We start from the raw sequence: 13,853 nt of genomic DNA on the forward strand, positions 1-13,853 counted from the left end.
GTGCGCGGGCCGCGCGCGGGGGCGGGGCCTCGCTCCCCCGGCCCGCGACACTGTCCGCTCCGGGGCTGCGCCGGGGCTCAGCCCTGCTGGAAGAGCTCCGCCGGCAGGGGCTTGAGCAGCGCGTAGAGGTCGTCGGTGATCGGCCGGTCCCAGCTGGCGATGGTGACCAGCACACCGTCGCTGCGGTCGAACTGGGCGCAGGAGATCCGGCTCTCGGAGCACTTGATGCGCTTGACGATCAGCAGGTTGTCGTCGTGCATCACGGGGGTGTCCTCGCTCTCGACGACCGTCACCGGTTCGTCGTTGCCGAGCGCCGCGAGCAGCTGGGCCACCTCGAAGGGCACCTGGTCGTCCTCCAGCTCACGGGCCGGGGAGCCTTCCGGCAGATTGCCGATGATCATCGCGGGGCCGCGGCCGCCGAACAGGTCGTAGCGGAGGAAGACGCCCTGGCAGCTCCCGTCGGGCGCGGGCAGCAGCCCGGCTCCGAGATTGCCCGGCCAGTCCCCGGGGTCCATGGCGAGGACGTCGAAGTCAGGCCCGGCGGGCGTGGCTGCGCTGCGGCGGCGGAGGAAGGACATGCCGCCATCGTACGTGGCCCGGCCGGGCGCGCCGCGCGGACGTCGGGGTCGGCGACACCCCGTGCGCGGCGCCGCCGCCCGCTCCGTGGCCGGTGGTCTCAGGCCCGGTCGGCCAGCGCGCGCAGCCGGCGCAGCGCCTCGTCGGCCGCGGCATACGGCACGAAGAGGTGATCGTGGTGGAAGCCCGCGACGACATTGCAGCTGAGGCCGGCCTGGGCGAGGGCGGTGGCGACGGCGGCGGTCAGGCCGACGGCGTCCAGTGCGGAGTGCACCCGCAGGGTGATCCAGGCGGCGACATAGTCGTACGCCAGGCCGGCGCGGTCGGCCTCTTCCTGGTGGACGACGAGGGTGCGGCCCTCGGGTTCGGAGACGGTGACCACCGGGGTCAGCCCCTCGGGGACCGCGCCCGGGACGCTGACGAAGACGTAACGGCCCTCGTTCCGCTCGGGACGCATCCCGCTCAGCAGGGCCCGGAGATCGCGCTCACCTGTCATGCGCCCACCCTAGGTGACCTGTCCGCCCTCCCTGCACCGAGGCCCGTCCGGCACCGAGGCCGGGCAACGCCCCGGCAGGACATATGTCATCCCCAGGTCATGACGCACGGCTCTGCCGGGCCGGCTGCCGCTCTTCGTAGGCTCGACGTCATGTTCACCTCTCACAAAGCCGGACGAGACGACTCCTGGGAAGGCGTCGTCGTCCATAAGTCGCGGGGCATGCTCGATGGCTCGAACATGTACCACTTCGTTGAGGTCCGCCTGGCCGACGGCGCATCCGTGAAGGTCCGGATCAGCCGCCGGCTCTGGAAGTCGGTCGAGGTCGACGATCGGATCGTCAAGCGACCGGGCGCCGACCCTGCCAGGGAGTAACCCTCGGCCATGATGTTCCGTCAGAATGCCGCGCTCATCGGGGAGTTCGCTCTCCGTACGGCGCAGGCCATGCTCAGTTGCGGGTGACCGCGCCCGAGGAGGCGGCCTGGACAGCGGCTGGGCGTCCTCGGCGGGGAACTGCCGCGGATGGCCCTGTGCTGCCTGCGGGACGCGTCCGGCCGACGTCGGTCCACCCGGCAAAAAGGGGCCCTTCCCCGTATGAGGAAGGGCCCCTTGGCAGAGCGCCCGGCAGGTCTTGCACCTGCATTTCCCACCGGCTGGTGGACGTCTTTCCTTGGACCACAGACGCGTGGCTCCGGCCCGCGGACCGAAGCTGCGTCATGATCATACTGCATCGGCGCGCCGGCGGGAATCCGCCGGCCAGGCCCTACGGGGCGCCGTCCCGGCCTTCCCGGCGCCGCTCGTGGTGGCGGGCGACCCGGGCGCGGTTGCCGCAGGAGGGGGCGCACCACTCCTGGCGGGCGTGGCTCTTGACGAAGTAGCGCACACAGCGTGGGGCGGGGCAGGCCCGCAGCCGGTCGCGGTCCGGTCCGTCGAGGAAGGTGAGGGCGGCACGGGCCAGCGCGGCGACGATCCGGTCGGCGGCCGACGGGGAGCCGGCCGGCCGCAGCCGCAGCGCGGGCCGGGCGTCCGGCTCCCAGCTGAGCCGGGGCACCGTGGGGACCAGGGCCGCCGCGGTGTTCAGCCGGCGGATCGCCTCCACCTCCGGGAGGAGCCGGTGGGCGTCGGCGGAACTGGGCGGTCCCGGCCGGACGGCGCGGGCGAACAACGACCGCACCGCGGCCCGCAGCTCCCGTACGGCGGTGTGCAGCGGCTCGTCCACGGTGACCGGCTGCCCGTCGCAGTCCAGCAGCGCGGCCCGTTCGCGCACCCAGACCGCGAGCCCTTCCGGGTCGGCCAGGTCATCGGCGACACCGCCGTGCCCGTCGTGGCGGATGGTGACGGCGAGGTCGAGGGCGAGCTGTGTTGCGGCCATGTGGCTAATGGTAACGTCACCGGCAACCATTAGCTGGCTGAGGGGGGCGGTGTGGCCGACGTGCGTCAACTGCTGGGCGACTTACGGAGCTTGGCGGGTGCGCTGCCCGTATGCGGCCCACCGACGGCACCCGGCGGACGGGCGGGACTGTGCACCGCACGACTCCCCGGCGCCGGGCGGGCGCAGGCTCCCGAGCCGTACGCCAAGACAAAGGAGCTGCTGCTGTGGCCATGACGACGGAGCACACGATGCCGGCCGAGGCGATACGGGCCGCGATCGAGGCGGGTCAGGAGCGGCTGCGCGCCTTGCTGCCCGCCCTGACCGACGATGAGGTGCGGGAGCCCAGCGAGTTGCCCGACTGGTCCCGTGCGCATGTCCTCTCCCACATCGAAGGCGTCGGGCTGGCGCTGGCCCGGCAGGCCCGTTATGCGCTGCGCGGGGAGCTGATCGAGCCGTATGACGGTGGCCGCCCGGCGCGCGCCGCCGCGATCGAGGCCGGCGCGCTGCGGGACGCGGCGGCGCTGCGGGAGGCCGTACGGGCCGCGCTGGCCGAGGCGTCGGCGGCCTGGGCGGCGGTCGGCCCGGCCGACTGGTCGCGGCCGGTGCGGCATCGCGACGGCGATCTGCGCTCCGCGTTGCTGGCCTGGTGGCGGGAGTTGGAGATCCATACGGCGGACGCCCGGATCGGTTACGGCCCGCGGGACTGGCCACGGGAACTGTGCCTGCACCTGCTGGACCATATGGCGCCCCGCGTCCCCGGGGACCTGCATCTCGTGCTGACGGCCACGGACGGCACGCTGTCACGGCGGTACGGTCCCGGGGACGCGCCGACGGTGACCGTGAGCGGCCCGCTCGGTGATCTCGCGGCCTGGATGACCGGCCGCAGGCCGCACCACCCGCTCGACTGCCGCCGGTCGGGGGAAGCGGCCCCGCTGCCCGAACTGCTCGGCTGGCCGTAGCGGTCCGCCTCCCGGAAGGAGCCTCATGTCACTGCCCGAGTCCGGCAGCCCTCCCGTGCTGAACCTCTGGAAGGCGGGCCTGAGCGCCGTACCGCCCGAGGTCTGGCGGCGCGCGGACCGGGAGGTGCTGATCCTGGCCGACAACGCGCTGACCGAGATCCCGGCGGCGCTCGGCCGGCTGCGTGCGCTGCACACCCTCGACCTCGGTCACAACTCCCTGACCGCGGTCCCCGACGAGATCGGCGAGCTGGCCGGGCTGACCCGTTTCCTCTATCTGCACGACAACCGGCTCACCACGCTGCCGGACACCCTCGGCGGACTGGACCGGCTCGGCTATCTCAACGTCGGCGAGAATCCGCTCGGCCGGCTGCCGGCCGCGCTCGGCGGGATGGCCGGGCTGGTCGAACTCCGTGCGCAGCAGGCGGAGTTGACCGACCTCCCGGAGTCACTGGGGCGGCTCGGCCGGCTCCGGGAGCTGTGGCTGGGCGGCAATGCGCTGACGGCGCTGCCCGGGAGCCTCGCGGCGCTGCGCGAACTGCGGGTGCTGGAACTACGGGACAACGCGCTCCCCCACGTCCCCGAGGCGCTGCGTACTCTGCCGCTGCTGCGCCGGATCGATCTGCGCGGCAACCGGATCGCGGAGCTGCCGCCCTGGATCGCCCGGCTGCCGTCGCTGGAGAAGCTGGATCTGCGCTGGAACACCGTGGCGGACGGGGCGAAGCCGGTCCGGGCGCTCCGGGAGCGCGGGTGCGTGGTGCTCACCTGACCGCTGCCGCTGCTCGTGTGCCCGTGCCACCGGCGTGTCCCGTGCCACGGCGTGTCGTGCGCTCGGGCGACACGCCCTACGTGAGGTCGAATTCGCCCTCGCGCGCGTCGAGGACGAAGGCGCGCCACTCGGCGGGGGTGAAGATCACCGCCGGGATCTCGGGGCTGCGGCGGTTGCGCATCGCGATATAGCCCTCGACGAAGGCGATCTGGACGCCGCCCACGCCCTGGGGGCTCGACTGCCACTCGGCCTGCGTCAGGTCGAGATCGGGCCTGGGCCCGCCCACGAGCCGCTGCTCCGTGATGCTGTCGGTCACGTGTCCCGCACCTCCCGGTTCGTCGTCCGCGGTCAGCCTAACCACTGTGTCCCGGGACGGACAGGGGACGTGGCGAGGCGGTGGAGTGGTGATCCGCGGGTGGGCGCGCCGGCCGGGCGAGCCCGCCCCCGTGGGCTGTCAGCCGCCCGGCGTGTCGGCGCCCACCAGCCACATCGCGAAGAACTGGGAGCCACCGCCGTAGGCGTGTCCCAACGCCGTTCGGGCGCCGTCGACTTGGTGGTCGCCGGCCGTGCCCCGTACCTGGAGGGCGGCCTCCGCGAAGCGGATCATGCCGGAGGCGCCGATCGGGTTGGTGGACAGCACCCCGCCCGAGGGGTTGACGGGCAGCGCGCCGTCGAGTTCGGTGACGCCGGACTCGGTGAGTTTCCAGCCCTCACCCTCCTCGGCGAAGCCCAGGTTCTCCAGCCACATCGGCTCGTACCAGCTGAAGGGGACGTACATCTCCACCGCGTCGATCTGCCGGCGGGGGTCGGTGATGCCGGCCTGCCGGTAGACATCGGCGGCGCAGTCCTTGCCGGCCTGCGGCGAGACGAAGTCCTTGCCGGCGAAGAGGGTGGGTTCGCTGCGCATCGCCCCGCCGTGCACCCAGGCCGCCGGGTGCGGGGCGCGGGCGGCCCCGGTGCGGTCGGTGAGGATCATGGCGCAGGCCCCGTCGGAGGACGGACAGGTCTCGGAGTAGCGGATCGGGTCCCAGAGCATCGGGGATGCCTGGACCTTTTCGAGGGTGAGGTCCTTCTCGTGGAGATGGGCATAGGGGTTCTTGAGCGCGTTGCGGCGGTCCTTGTAGGCGACGAGGGAGCCGATGGTGTCGGGGGCGCCGGTGCGCCGCATGTACGCGCGGACGTGCGGGGCGAAGAAGCCGCCGGCACCGGCGAGCAGCGGCTGCTGGAAGGGGATCGGCAGGGACAGGCCCCACATGGCGTTGGACTCGGACTGCTTCTCGAAGGCGAGGGTGAGGACGGTGCGGTGGACCCGGGCGGCGACGAGGTTGGTGGCGACCAGGGCGGTGGAGCCGCCGACCGAGCCGGCGGTGTGCACCCGCAGCATCGGTTTGCCGACGGCGCCCAGGGCGTCGGCGAGGTACAGCTCGGGCATCATCACGCCCTCGAAGAAGTCGGGGGCCTTGCCGATCACCACGGCGTCGATGTCCGCCCAGGTCAACTGGGCGTCGTCCAGGGCGCGCCGGGCGGCCTCGCGGACGAGTCCGGCGAGGGAGACGTCCCGGCGGGCGGCGACGTGCCGGGTCTGGCCGATGCCGACGACGGCCACGGGCTCCTTGCTCGCCTCACTCATCGGGTCTCCCCTTCCAGGACGGCGACCAGGTTCTGCTGGAGGCACGGTCCAGAGGTCGCATGGGCGAGTGCGCGGTCGGACTCGCCCCGGTGGATGCGGGCGGCGGCCTCGCCCAGGCGGATCAGCCCGGCGGCCATGACCGGGTTGGCGGCGAGCGCGCCGCCGGACGGGTTGATCCGGACCGTGCTGTCCGGCGTGTCGAGCTTCAGGGCGCGGCGCAGCACGACTTCCTGGGAGGTGAAGGGGGCGTGCAACTCGGCGGTGTCGACCGGCCTTTCGAAAGCGCCGGCGCGCTCGGCGGCGAGCCGGGTGGACGGTGAGTCGGTGAGGTCGCGGACGCCCAGGGCGTGTGCCTCGATGCGGTGGTCGAGGCCGCGTATCCAGGCGGGGCGGTCGGTCAGCCGGCGGGCGGTGTCACCGGCGGCGAGGACGACGGCGGCCGCACCGTCGTTGATGGGCGGGCAGTCGCCGGTACGCAGTGGGGCGACGAGGTGCTCGCCGGCGGGCACGGCGCCGCGCGGCTGGGCGTGCGGAGGGGACTCGGCGGCCGTGCGGCTGCGGGCCGCGATACCGGCCAGCGCCCGCTCGTCGGTCAGTCCCGCGTCGATCAGGGCCTGGGCCTGGAGGGCGGCGAGGGCGACCGAGTCGGGCCACAGCGGGGCCACGTAGTAGGGGTCGAGCTGGCGGGTGAGGACCTCGCGGACGTCACCGGGCGAGGACTTGCCGTACGCGTAGACCAGCGCGGTCTCCGCCTCGCCGGTGAGGAGCTTCACCCAGGCTTCGTACAGTGCCCAGGCGCCGTCCATCTCGACATGGGATTCGGAGATCGGCGGCCAGGCGCCGACGCCGTCCAGGGCCATGGTGAAGGAGAAGGCGCGGCCGGCGAGGTAGTCGGAGGAGCCGGAGCAGGTGAAGTCGATGTCCCGGGCCGCCAGGCCGGTCCGTGCCAGGACGTCGTGCAGCACCGGCATCAGCATCTCGACCTCGGAGGTCTCCGCGCTGTCGCGGACATGATCGCTCTGCCCGAAGGCGACGATGGCGACCTCGCGCATCAGATCAGCTCCTTGTAGCTGTCGTAGTCGGCATCGGGTTCGCCGGTGGGGCGGTAGTGGTCGGGGAAGCGGCCGTCCTCGGTCCATACGGGTTCCACCCGCAGCCCCATGCGGACCCGGTCGTACGGGATGCCGCCGATCCGGGCGTGCAGGGCCAGGTCGGCGCCGTCCAGGGCGATATGGGCGTAGACGTAGGGGACCTCGATGTCGAGGTTCTTGGCCTTGATGTTGACGATGCAGAAGGTGGTGACGGTGCCGCGGGGGCCGACCTCGACCTGGGTGTCGGTGGCGACGCCGCAGGTGGGGCAGGCGCCGCGGGGCGGGACATAGACCTTGCGGCAGGAGGGGCAGCGTTCGCCGATGGTCTTGTGGTCGGCGAGGGCCCGGAGGTAGCGGGACTGGGCGCGGCCGGGGGCGTAGGTGTAGTCGAGCCGGGCGGGGGCGATGATGACGGTGACGGGGTCGGCGAACTCCCCGTCGTGCGGGGCGGGTTCGGCGTCGCCTGCGGGGCCGTCGTCCGGCTCGAAGCAGGCGATGTCGGTGATCGCGCCGGTGCGCTGCGCGGCCCAGCGGATCCGGACCCGCATTCCGGTGCGCACCGCGTCGGGGCCGGGTGCGTCCAGTGCGTGCAGCAGCGCGGTGTCGGCGCCGTCGAGCCGGACCAGGACCCAGGCGAAGGGGGTGGCGAGCGGCTGGCAGCGGCGGGGGGACGGGTTCCAGGCCCAGGTGGTGACGGTGCCGGCGCCGCCCACCTCGACCAGCTCGCGGATCTCCTCGGCGGTGACCGGGTCGTACTCGGTGGGCGGTACGACCACCCGGCCGTCGCTCGCCGTGACACCGAGGACGGTGCGCTCGCGCAGCCCGGTGAGAAAGGCGCTCTGGACGGGGCCGAGCGAGCGGGTGAAGGGGAACTCCACGACGAGGGGCGCCGTGAGGACCTCGGACATTCGGGACTCCTTGCCTTAGGCCCGCCGGTAGACGGGCGGGCGCTTCTCCGCGAAGGCCCGGGAGCCCTCTTTGGCGTCGGCGGTGTCGAAGACCGGCCGGCCGCGGGCGAGTTCGGCCGCCAGCCCGTCGGTCTCGGTCATCCCGGCGGTCTCGTAGACGGATGCCTTGACGGCCTCGACGGCCAGCGGGCCACAGGCGTTGATGAGTTCGGCGATCTCCAGGGCCTTGTCCCGGGCGGTCCCGTCGGGCACGACATGGCCGATCAGACCGATGCGCTCGGCCTCGGCCGCGGGGTAGGGCCGGCCGGTGAGCAGCATCTCCAGGGCGTGGGTGCGGGGGATCTGGCGGGCGAGACGGACGGTGGAGCCGCCGATGGGAAACAGTCCGCGCCGGACCTCGAAGAGCCCGAAGGTGGCGCCCTCACCGGCGACCCGGATGTCGGTGCCCTGGAGGATCTCCGTCCCGCCCGCGACGCAGTACCCCTCGACGGCGGCGATCACCGGCTTGCGGGGACGGTGGTGCCGCAGCATCGCCTTCCAGTGCAGGTCCGGGTCGGCGCGCAGCCGGTCACGGTACTGCTCGCCGGCCATCCCGTCGCCCGCGAGGGCCTTGAGGTCCATACCGGCGCAGAAGGTGCCGCCGGCGCCGGTGAGGACGATGGAGCGGATCTCGTCGTCCTCGTCTGCGGCGAGCCAGCCGTCGTACAGGCCCACCAGCATCGGCAGCGAGAGCGCGTTCTTCGCCTCCGGCCGGTTGAGGGTGAGCACCAGCGTCGCGCCGACGCGCTCCACCGACAGATGTTCCGTACCACCCATGTTCCGTCCTCCCGTCTCACGACGAGAACAGGTTGCAGTAGCCGCACAGCGACTTCAAGGCTTTTCTGACAGACAGTCAGATTTCTTGGCCGCGGCCCTTCCCAGCTCCTCGCGGCGGCGCTCTAATGACGGCCTACGGGGCGCCTCTTCGATCTCCGTGGAGCGAAGAGACACCCCCTAGCCGACGCCCGCCCGGTCTGGAGGAGACGTGGAGTACAACCTTGCCGACCTCTTCGAGTCGATCGTCGACACGGTCCCCGACCGCGAGGCGCTGGTGTACGTCGACCACCCCGGGACCGGCGCGGAGCGGCGGCTGACGTACGCGGAGCTGGACCGCGCGGCCAACCGTCTGGCCCACCACCTCGCCGACCACGGCATAGGCCCGGGCCGGCACGTCGGGCTGCACCTCTACAACGGCATCGAATATCTCCAGGCCGCCTACGCCTGCCTGAAGATCCGCGCCGTCCCGGTCAACGTCAACTACCGGTACGTGGAAGAGGAGTTGGCCTACCTCTACCGGGACGCCGACCTGGCGGCGCTGGTCTTCGACGCGGAGTTCACCGCGCGGGTGGCCGCCGCCCTCCCCCAGGCCCCCGGGTTACGGCATCTCGTCCGGGTCGGCACCCCGCCGCCCGGCGCCCCTGAACCACGGATCGCGCCCGTCGCCCTCACGGACGCCGAGGCCGCCGCCTCCCCCGCCCGCGGCTTCGGCCCGCGCTCCGCCGACGACCGGATCATCATCTACACCGGCGGGACCACCGGCCTGCCCAAGGGCGTGATGTGGCGCCACGAGGACATCTTCTTCTCCGGGATGGGCGGCGGGGCACCGACCGGTGAACCGGTCAAACGGCCGCAGGAGCTGGCCGAACGGGTCGCGGCCGGGGGCGACGGCCTGACCTTCTTCCCCACGCCCCCGCTGATGCACGGTACCTCCACCCTCACCGCGTTCATCGCCTTCCACTTCGGCCAGAAGGTCGTCATCCACCGCAAGTACGTGCCCGAGGAGGTGCTGCGGACCATCGAGCGGGAGCGGGTCACCAGCGTCTCCCTGGTCGGTGACGCCATGCTGCGCCCGCTGGTCGATGCGCTCAGCGGGCCGCTCCAGGGCACCGACTGCTCCTCGCTGTTCAGCGTCAGCAGCTCCGGGGCGATCCTCTCCGAGACGGTCCGCGCCCAGTTCAGCGCCCTGGTCCCGGGCGCCCTGCTGCTCAACAACTTCGGCTCCTCCGAATCCGGCTTCAACGGCACCGCCACCACCGACTCCGGCCCCGACAAGGGCTTCCGGCTTCAGGTCAACTCCCGTACGGCGGTGGTGGATCCGGCGACCAACGAGCCGGTCACGGTCGGCGAGGTGGGCCGGCTCGCCCAGCGCGGGCACGTACCGCTGGGCTACTACAACGACCCGAAGAAGACCGCCGAGACCTTCTTCGAGGCGCACGGGGAGCGCTGGGTGCTGCTCGGCGACATGGCCACCGTCGACGAGGCGGGCATCGTCACCGTCCTCGGCCGGGGCTCGCAGTGCATCAACTCGGGCGGGGAGAAGATCTATCCGGAGGAGGTCGAGCAGGCCCTGAAGGCCCACCCGGACGTCTATGACGCGCTGGTGGCGGGCGTGCCGGACGAGCGGTGGGGCAATCGGGTCGCGGCCGTGGTCCAACTGCGGCCGGGAGCCGCGCCGTTGGACCTCGCGGGCATCCAGCTGCACTGCCGGACACGGCTGGCGGGCTACAAGATTCCGCGCACCGTCGTCTTCACCGACCACATCCGGCGCTCCCCCAGCGGCAAGGCGGACTACCGCTGGGCGAAGGCGGTGGCGGCGGGCGAACGGACCGTCTGAGCCGAGCGGTCCGTCCGAGCCGAGCGGTCCGTCCGCCCGCCACCGGGCGCGCGGGCTGCCGCGGGGCTCAGGCCCCGGCGCAGACCGACCGCAGCGAACGGGCCAGCGCCACGGTGTGCAGCCCGTCCAGCTGCCGCTCCGCGCGGACCCGTGCGGCGGCGATGGACAGCAGCGGGGTGCAGGAGGGCGCCGAGCGGGCGTGCGGGGAGGCGGCGATGGCCCGCACCAGCTCGCCGTTGACGCGGTTGATCTCCTTGCGCACCTCTTGGAGGTCGGGCCGCTCGGTCGGCGCCTTCGCCGGGTTCGCGTCCCACTGGCGGTACAGCCCGCGCTGTACGACCTTGTTGGCCTCGATCTGGTCCCGGAAGATCCGCGTCGTCGCCGCGGGATCGGCGCCCAGCTGCCGGGCCTGCTCCGCCACGCTCTTCAGCACCTCCTGCTCACGGGCCGGGTCATCGATCGGACTGCCGGTACCCCATTTCGCCGCGGCCACCAGATCGGCGGTGGCCAGCCGCTCCGCCGAGAACGTGGCGAGCGGCCGGAGCCGGCTGTACGGGGAGTGCGCGGCGGCAGCGGGCGCGGCGGCCCGGGCCTGCGGGGCGGCCGCCGGGGCCTTCGGGACGGCCGGGGCCGCGGCGGCCGCTCCGGCTCCGGCGAACAGGACGGTCACGGCGGCGCCGGCTGCCAGGGCGCTCCGTATCGAGGGGGTCAGCTGCACGGTGGGGGCCTTTCTCACGACTCCGGGACTTCGGGACTCCGGGTCTCCGGGACTTTGGGGCTCCGGGACTCCGGGACTCCGGGGGGGGAAGTCCCGGTCAGCGTACGGCCGCGCCCCCGGCAAGACCGGGCAATCGTCGTGTGGAGGGGCATTTCCGTGCAGCGGCCGGTACGTGTCGGCGCGGGCCCGCCGGCCGCCTGGCAGGGCCTCGCGTCAGGCGCATCAGGCGCATCAGGCGCGTCCGGACGGCCGGCGGGCGTCCGGCCGGCCGGGTGCGGCAAAGCACCCGAGCATCAGCGTGTGCGGCGACTCGCAGAAACCGGGCTACGGCAAGACCACCGACGGTTCCGCCTACACCTATGCCACCGTCACCGTCCGCGCCGGGAAGAGCTGCCACGTCTCCGTCGGGAACGGATGAGGAGTACCAGGACCGGATGGAGCAACGGCACTCTGCTCCGGCACCGGAGAGAGTGCCGTTGGTCCTCGTCCTGGGCAGGGGGCGGACGCCGCGCGCGCCATGCCCCCGCTCCGGCCTGCCAAGGCGGCCTGCTACGACTGCGACGCGAGGAACGCGCTGACCGCGGCGAGGAATTCCCCGGGGCGCTCCTCGTGGACGAGCGGGCCGGCGCCCTCCACCGTCACCAGGCGGGCATCGGGGAGCCGCTCGACCAGTTCGTCGAGGTGTCCCTGCGGGATGTCACTGGCCGCACCGCCGCCGATGACCAGGGTCGGTGCGGTGACCTTCGCCGGCGCGTCCCACCACCCGGGGTCGGGGGCGTTGCGCTCCGCCGCCACCGCGCGGGCGGCCTGCCAGTCGAACGGCTGCGGGCCGGCCGGCTGCTCCGGCACCTCCTGTGGCGGGTCGGCGGGCAGCGGCGGGGGCACCTCTTCCAGGATCAGCCGGTCCACCAGATCCGGGCGCTCCGCGGCCACCAGCAGGGCGGCCAGCGCACCGAGCGAGTGCCCGATGAGGGCCACCCGCTCCAGACCGAGCGCCTGGAGGAAGCCGATGACATCGTCCCGCCACCGTGCGGCGCCGTACTCGCCCGGCCAGTCGCTGTGGCCGTGGCCGCGCTGGTCAAGGGCGAAGACACGGTGGGTGCCGGCGAGCCGGCCGACCACTCCGCGCCAGTCCTCGCCGTCCTCACCGAGGCAATGCAGCAGCACGGCCGGGGGCGCATCCTCCTCTCCCCACACCCGGTATGCCAGCTGGACCTCACCGACCTGCACTTTCTGGACGTCACTCATGCGCGGGACGCTACCCGTGAGCCGGCCGCGGCACGCCCCTTGACGTGTTCGCCGCGCGCTGATTACTTGGATCAGCATGCGGCTACCGAATGATCGGTAGGGAAATCGAGGCGGTGAACTCCATGCCGGAAGCGGCTACGGGCAGTGAGACGTTCGACGAGGTGGAACGGCTCTCCGGGGAGGCGTTGCGCGCGCTGCAACTGACCCGGCTGCGCGCCTCGTTGCAGCATGCCTATGACCACGTCCCGTTCTACCGGGAGTCCTTCGACCGGGCCGGGGTGCATCCGCGGGACTGCCAGTCGCTCGGCGATCTCGCCCGTTTCCCGTTCACCGTCAAGGACGATCTGCGCGCCCAGTACCCCTTCGGGATGTTCGCCGTCCCCAGGGCGGAGGTGCGCCGTATCCATGCCTCCAGCGGCACCACGGGCCGCCCGACGGTCGTCGGCTACACCGAGCGCGATCTGTCGCACTGGGCGGATGTGGTCGCCCGCTCGCTGCACGCGGCCGGCGCCCGGCCCGGTCACACCGTCCATATCGCCTACGGCTACGGGCTGTTCACCGGCGGACTGGGCGCGCACTACGGCGCGGAGCGGCTCGGCTGCACGGTCGTCCCGGCGTCCGGCGGGATGACCGCCCGCCAGGTGCGGATCATCCAGGACTTCCGCCCCGAGATCATCATGGTCACGCCGTCGTACATGCTCACCCTTCTGGACGAGTTCGAACGGCAGGGCGTCGATCCCCGTACGACCTCACTCAGGGTGGGCGTCTTCGGCGCCGAGCCCTGGACCCAGGCGATGCGCCGCGAGATCGAGGAACGGTTCGCGATCGACGCCGTGGACATATACGGCCTGTCGGAGGTCATGGGGCCGGGCGTCGCCCAGGAGTGCGTGGAGACCAAGGACGGGCTGCACATCTGGGAGGACCACTTCTACCCGGAGGTGGTCGATCCGATCACCGGCGAGGTGCTGCCGGACGGGGCGCACGGCGAGCTGGTGTTCACCTCGCTCACCAAGGAGGCGATGCCGGTCATCCGCTACCGCACCCGGGATCTGACCCGGCTGCTGCCCGGCACCGCCCGCCCCGCCTTCCGCCGGATGGAGAAGGTCACCGGACGCAGCGACGACATGATCATTCTGCGGGGGGTCAATCTCTTCCCCGCACAGATCGAGGAGATCGTGCTGCGCACCCCCGGCATCGCCCCGCACTTCCAGCTCCGGCTGACCCGGGAGGGCCGGATGGACCGGCTGACCGTGCGGGCCGAGGCCCGGCCGGAGGCGAGCTCTGACGAGCGGACGGCAGCCGTCGGGCTGATCGCGCACAGCGTCAAGGAGGGCATCGGGGTCTCGGTCGCGGTCGAGATCGTCGACCCGGAGACCCTGGAACGCTCGGTCGGCAAGATCAAGCGCATCGTGGACGCCCGGCCGCGGGACACCGCCTGA

General features: G+C 72.7%; 16 protein-coding genes. 6 read left to right on the forward strand and 10 right to left on the reverse strand.

The genetic code is table 11. The features are described from left to right. Positions 1-77: 77 nt before the first annotated feature. Positions 78-578 (reverse strand): hypothetical protein, encoded by a 501-nt coding sequence (locus ACFWJW_RS29460; RefSeq protein WP_042160224.1) that lies wholly within the window; start codon positions 576-578, stop codon positions 78-80. Between the two features lie 98 nt (positions 579-676). Next, positions 677-1,072: an ACT domain-containing protein gene (locus tag ACFWJW_RS29465; RefSeq protein ID WP_387247102.1), complete on the reverse strand. Its 396-nt coding sequence runs from the start codon at positions 1,070-1,072 to the stop codon at positions 677-679. Between the two features lie 150 nt (positions 1,073-1,222). Here ACFWJW_RS29465 and ACFWJW_RS29470 point away from each other — a divergent pair, with 150 nt between their 5' ends. Next, entirely contained in the window at positions 1,223-1,444 is a 222-nt protein-coding gene (locus ACFWJW_RS29470; RefSeq protein ID WP_387247104.1) for a hypothetical protein, read from the forward strand. Between the two features lie 388 nt (positions 1,445-1,832). Here the strand turns inward: ACFWJW_RS29470 and ACFWJW_RS29475 are convergent, their stop codons facing one another. Then, entirely contained in the window at positions 1,833-2,441 is a 609-nt protein-coding gene (locus tag ACFWJW_RS29475; protein ID WP_387247106.1) for a CGNR zinc finger domain-containing protein, read from the reverse strand. Between the two features lie 51 nt (positions 2,442-2,492). On the opposite strand from ACFWJW_RS29475, the gene ACFWJW_RS29480 reads away from it, so the two are divergent. Genes ACFWJW_RS29480 through ACFWJW_RS29490 form a run of 3 tightly spaced genes read left to right on the forward strand, consistent with a single transcriptional unit; the run spans position 2,493 to position 4,166 of the window. Then, positions 2,493-2,675: a hypothetical protein gene (locus tag ACFWJW_RS29480; RefSeq protein ID WP_387247108.1), complete on the forward strand. Its 183-nt coding sequence runs from the start codon at positions 2,493-2,495 to the stop codon at positions 2,673-2,675. Beyond that, positions 2,672-3,400 (forward strand): maleylpyruvate isomerase family mycothiol-dependent enzyme, encoded by a 729-nt coding sequence (locus ACFWJW_RS29485; protein ID WP_387247110.1) that lies wholly within the window; start codon positions 2,672-2,674, stop codon positions 3,398-3,400. The genes ACFWJW_RS29480 and ACFWJW_RS29485 overlap by 4 nt, the downstream gene beginning before the upstream one ends. A gap of 25 nt (positions 3,401-3,425) precedes the next feature. After that, positions 3,426-4,166, forward strand: a complete 741-nt coding sequence (locus tag ACFWJW_RS29490) for a leucine-rich repeat domain-containing protein (protein WP_387247112.1) — start codon at positions 3,426-3,428, stop codon at positions 4,164-4,166. Positions 4,167-4,242: 76 nt separating this feature from the next. On the opposite strand, the gene ACFWJW_RS29495 is transcribed toward ACFWJW_RS29490, so the two are convergent. From ACFWJW_RS29495 to ACFWJW_RS29515, 5 genes are all read right to left on the reverse strand, one after another. Then, complete coding sequence (locus tag ACFWJW_RS29495; RefSeq protein WP_085923954.1) at positions 4,243-4,482, reverse strand: DUF397 domain-containing protein; 240 nt, start codon at positions 4,480-4,482, stop codon at positions 4,243-4,245. A 138-nt stretch (positions 4,483-4,620) separates the two neighbouring features. Further along, positions 4,621-5,796, reverse strand: coding sequence for a thiolase domain-containing protein (locus ACFWJW_RS29500; protein WP_387247114.1), 1,176 nt, complete (start codon positions 5,794-5,796; stop codon positions 4,621-4,623). Next, positions 5,793-6,848 carry a thiolase domain-containing protein gene (locus tag ACFWJW_RS29505; RefSeq protein ID WP_387247116.1) on the reverse strand — a complete coding sequence of 352 codons (1,056 nt, stop codon included), beginning with the start codon at positions 6,846-6,848 and terminating at the stop codon, positions 5,793-5,795. Before ACFWJW_RS29505 ends, ACFWJW_RS29500 begins: the two co-directional genes overlap by 4 nt. Next, a complete protein-coding gene (locus ACFWJW_RS29510) occupies positions 6,848-7,795 on the reverse strand; it encodes a Zn-ribbon domain-containing OB-fold protein (RefSeq protein WP_387247118.1) in 948 nt (315 codons plus the stop codon). The genes ACFWJW_RS29505 and ACFWJW_RS29510 overlap by 1 nt, the downstream gene beginning before the upstream one ends. 15 nt (positions 7,796-7,810) lie before the next feature. After that, positions 7,811-8,611: a crotonase/enoyl-CoA hydratase family protein gene (locus ACFWJW_RS29515; protein WP_387247120.1), complete on the reverse strand. Its 801-nt coding sequence runs from the start codon at positions 8,609-8,611 to the stop codon at positions 7,811-7,813. Positions 8,612-8,819: 208 nt separating this feature from the next. On the opposite strand from ACFWJW_RS29515, the gene ACFWJW_RS29520 reads away from it, so the two are divergent. Beyond that, positions 8,820-10,448 (forward strand): acyl-CoA synthetase, encoded by a 1,629-nt coding sequence (locus ACFWJW_RS29520; RefSeq protein ID WP_387247122.1) that lies wholly within the window; start codon positions 8,820-8,822, stop codon positions 10,446-10,448. A gap of 67 nt (positions 10,449-10,515) precedes the next feature. On the opposite strand, the gene ACFWJW_RS29525 is transcribed toward ACFWJW_RS29520, so the two are convergent. Beyond that, the gene (locus tag ACFWJW_RS29525; protein WP_387247192.1) at positions 10,516-11,166 is read right to left on the reverse strand and encodes a chorismate mutase; all 651 of its coding nucleotides are present in this window, start codon (positions 11,164-11,166) and stop codon (positions 10,516-10,518) included. 549 nt (positions 11,167-11,715) lie between these two features. Then, positions 11,716-12,414 (reverse strand): alpha/beta fold hydrolase, encoded by a 699-nt coding sequence (locus ACFWJW_RS29530; RefSeq protein ID WP_387247124.1) that lies wholly within the window; start codon positions 12,412-12,414, stop codon positions 11,716-11,718. Positions 12,415-12,536: 122 nt separating this feature from the next. Between ACFWJW_RS29530 and paaK the strand changes: the two genes are divergently transcribed. Next, positions 12,537-13,853 carry a phenylacetate--CoA ligase PaaK gene (paaK, locus tag ACFWJW_RS29535; RefSeq protein ID WP_387247194.1) on the forward strand — a complete coding sequence of 439 codons (1,317 nt, stop codon included), beginning with the start codon at positions 12,537-12,539 and terminating at the stop codon, positions 13,851-13,853.

The organism is Streptomyces sp. NPDC127097 (genome assembly GCF_042724075.1).
Lineage (GTDB): Bacteria > Actinomycetota > Actinomycetes > Streptomycetales > Streptomycetaceae > Streptomyces.

Bases quoted from the DNA above. Each gene is read 5' to 3' on its own strand.
- ACFWJW_RS29460 (WP_042160224.1), bottom strand. From the start codon at position 578: ATGTCCTTCCTCCGCCGCCGCAGCGCAGCCACGCCCGCCGGGCCTGAC.
- ACFWJW_RS29465 (WP_387247102.1), bottom strand. From the start codon at position 1,072: ATGACAGGTGAGCGCGATCTCCGGGCCCTGCTGAGCGGGATGCGTCCC.
- ACFWJW_RS29470 (WP_387247104.1), top strand. From the start codon at position 1,223: ATGTTCACCTCTCACAAAGCCGGACGAGACGACTCCTGGGAAGGCGTC.
- ACFWJW_RS29475 (WP_387247106.1), bottom strand. From the start codon at position 2,441: ATGGCCGCAACACAGCTCGCCCTCGACCTCGCCGTCACCATCCGCCAC.
- ACFWJW_RS29485 (WP_387247110.1), top strand. From the start codon at position 2,672: ATGACGACGGAGCACACGATGCCGGCCGAGGCGATACGGGCCGCGATC.
- ACFWJW_RS29490 (WP_387247112.1), top strand. From the start codon at position 3,426: ATGTCACTGCCCGAGTCCGGCAGCCCTCCCGTGCTGAACCTCTGGAAG.
- ACFWJW_RS29500 (WP_387247114.1), bottom strand. From the start codon at position 5,796: ATGAGTGAGGCGAGCAAGGAGCCCGTGGCCGTCGTCGGCATCGGCCAG.
- ACFWJW_RS29505 (WP_387247116.1), bottom strand. From the start codon at position 6,848: ATGCGCGAGGTCGCCATCGTCGCCTTCGGGCAGAGCGATCATGTCCGC.
- ACFWJW_RS29510 (WP_387247118.1), bottom strand. From the start codon at position 7,795: ATGTCCGAGGTCCTCACGGCGCCCCTCGTCGTGGAGTTCCCCTTCACC.
- ACFWJW_RS29515 (WP_387247120.1), bottom strand. From the start codon at position 8,611: ATGGGTGGTACGGAACATCTGTCGGTGGAGCGCGTCGGCGCGACGCTG.
- ACFWJW_RS29530 (WP_387247124.1), bottom strand. From the start codon at position 12,414: ATGAGTGACGTCCAGAAAGTGCAGGTCGGTGAGGTCCAGCTGGCATAC.
- paaK (WP_387247194.1), top strand. From the start codon at position 12,537: ATGCCGGAAGCGGCTACGGGCAGTGAGACGTTCGACGAGGTGGAACGG.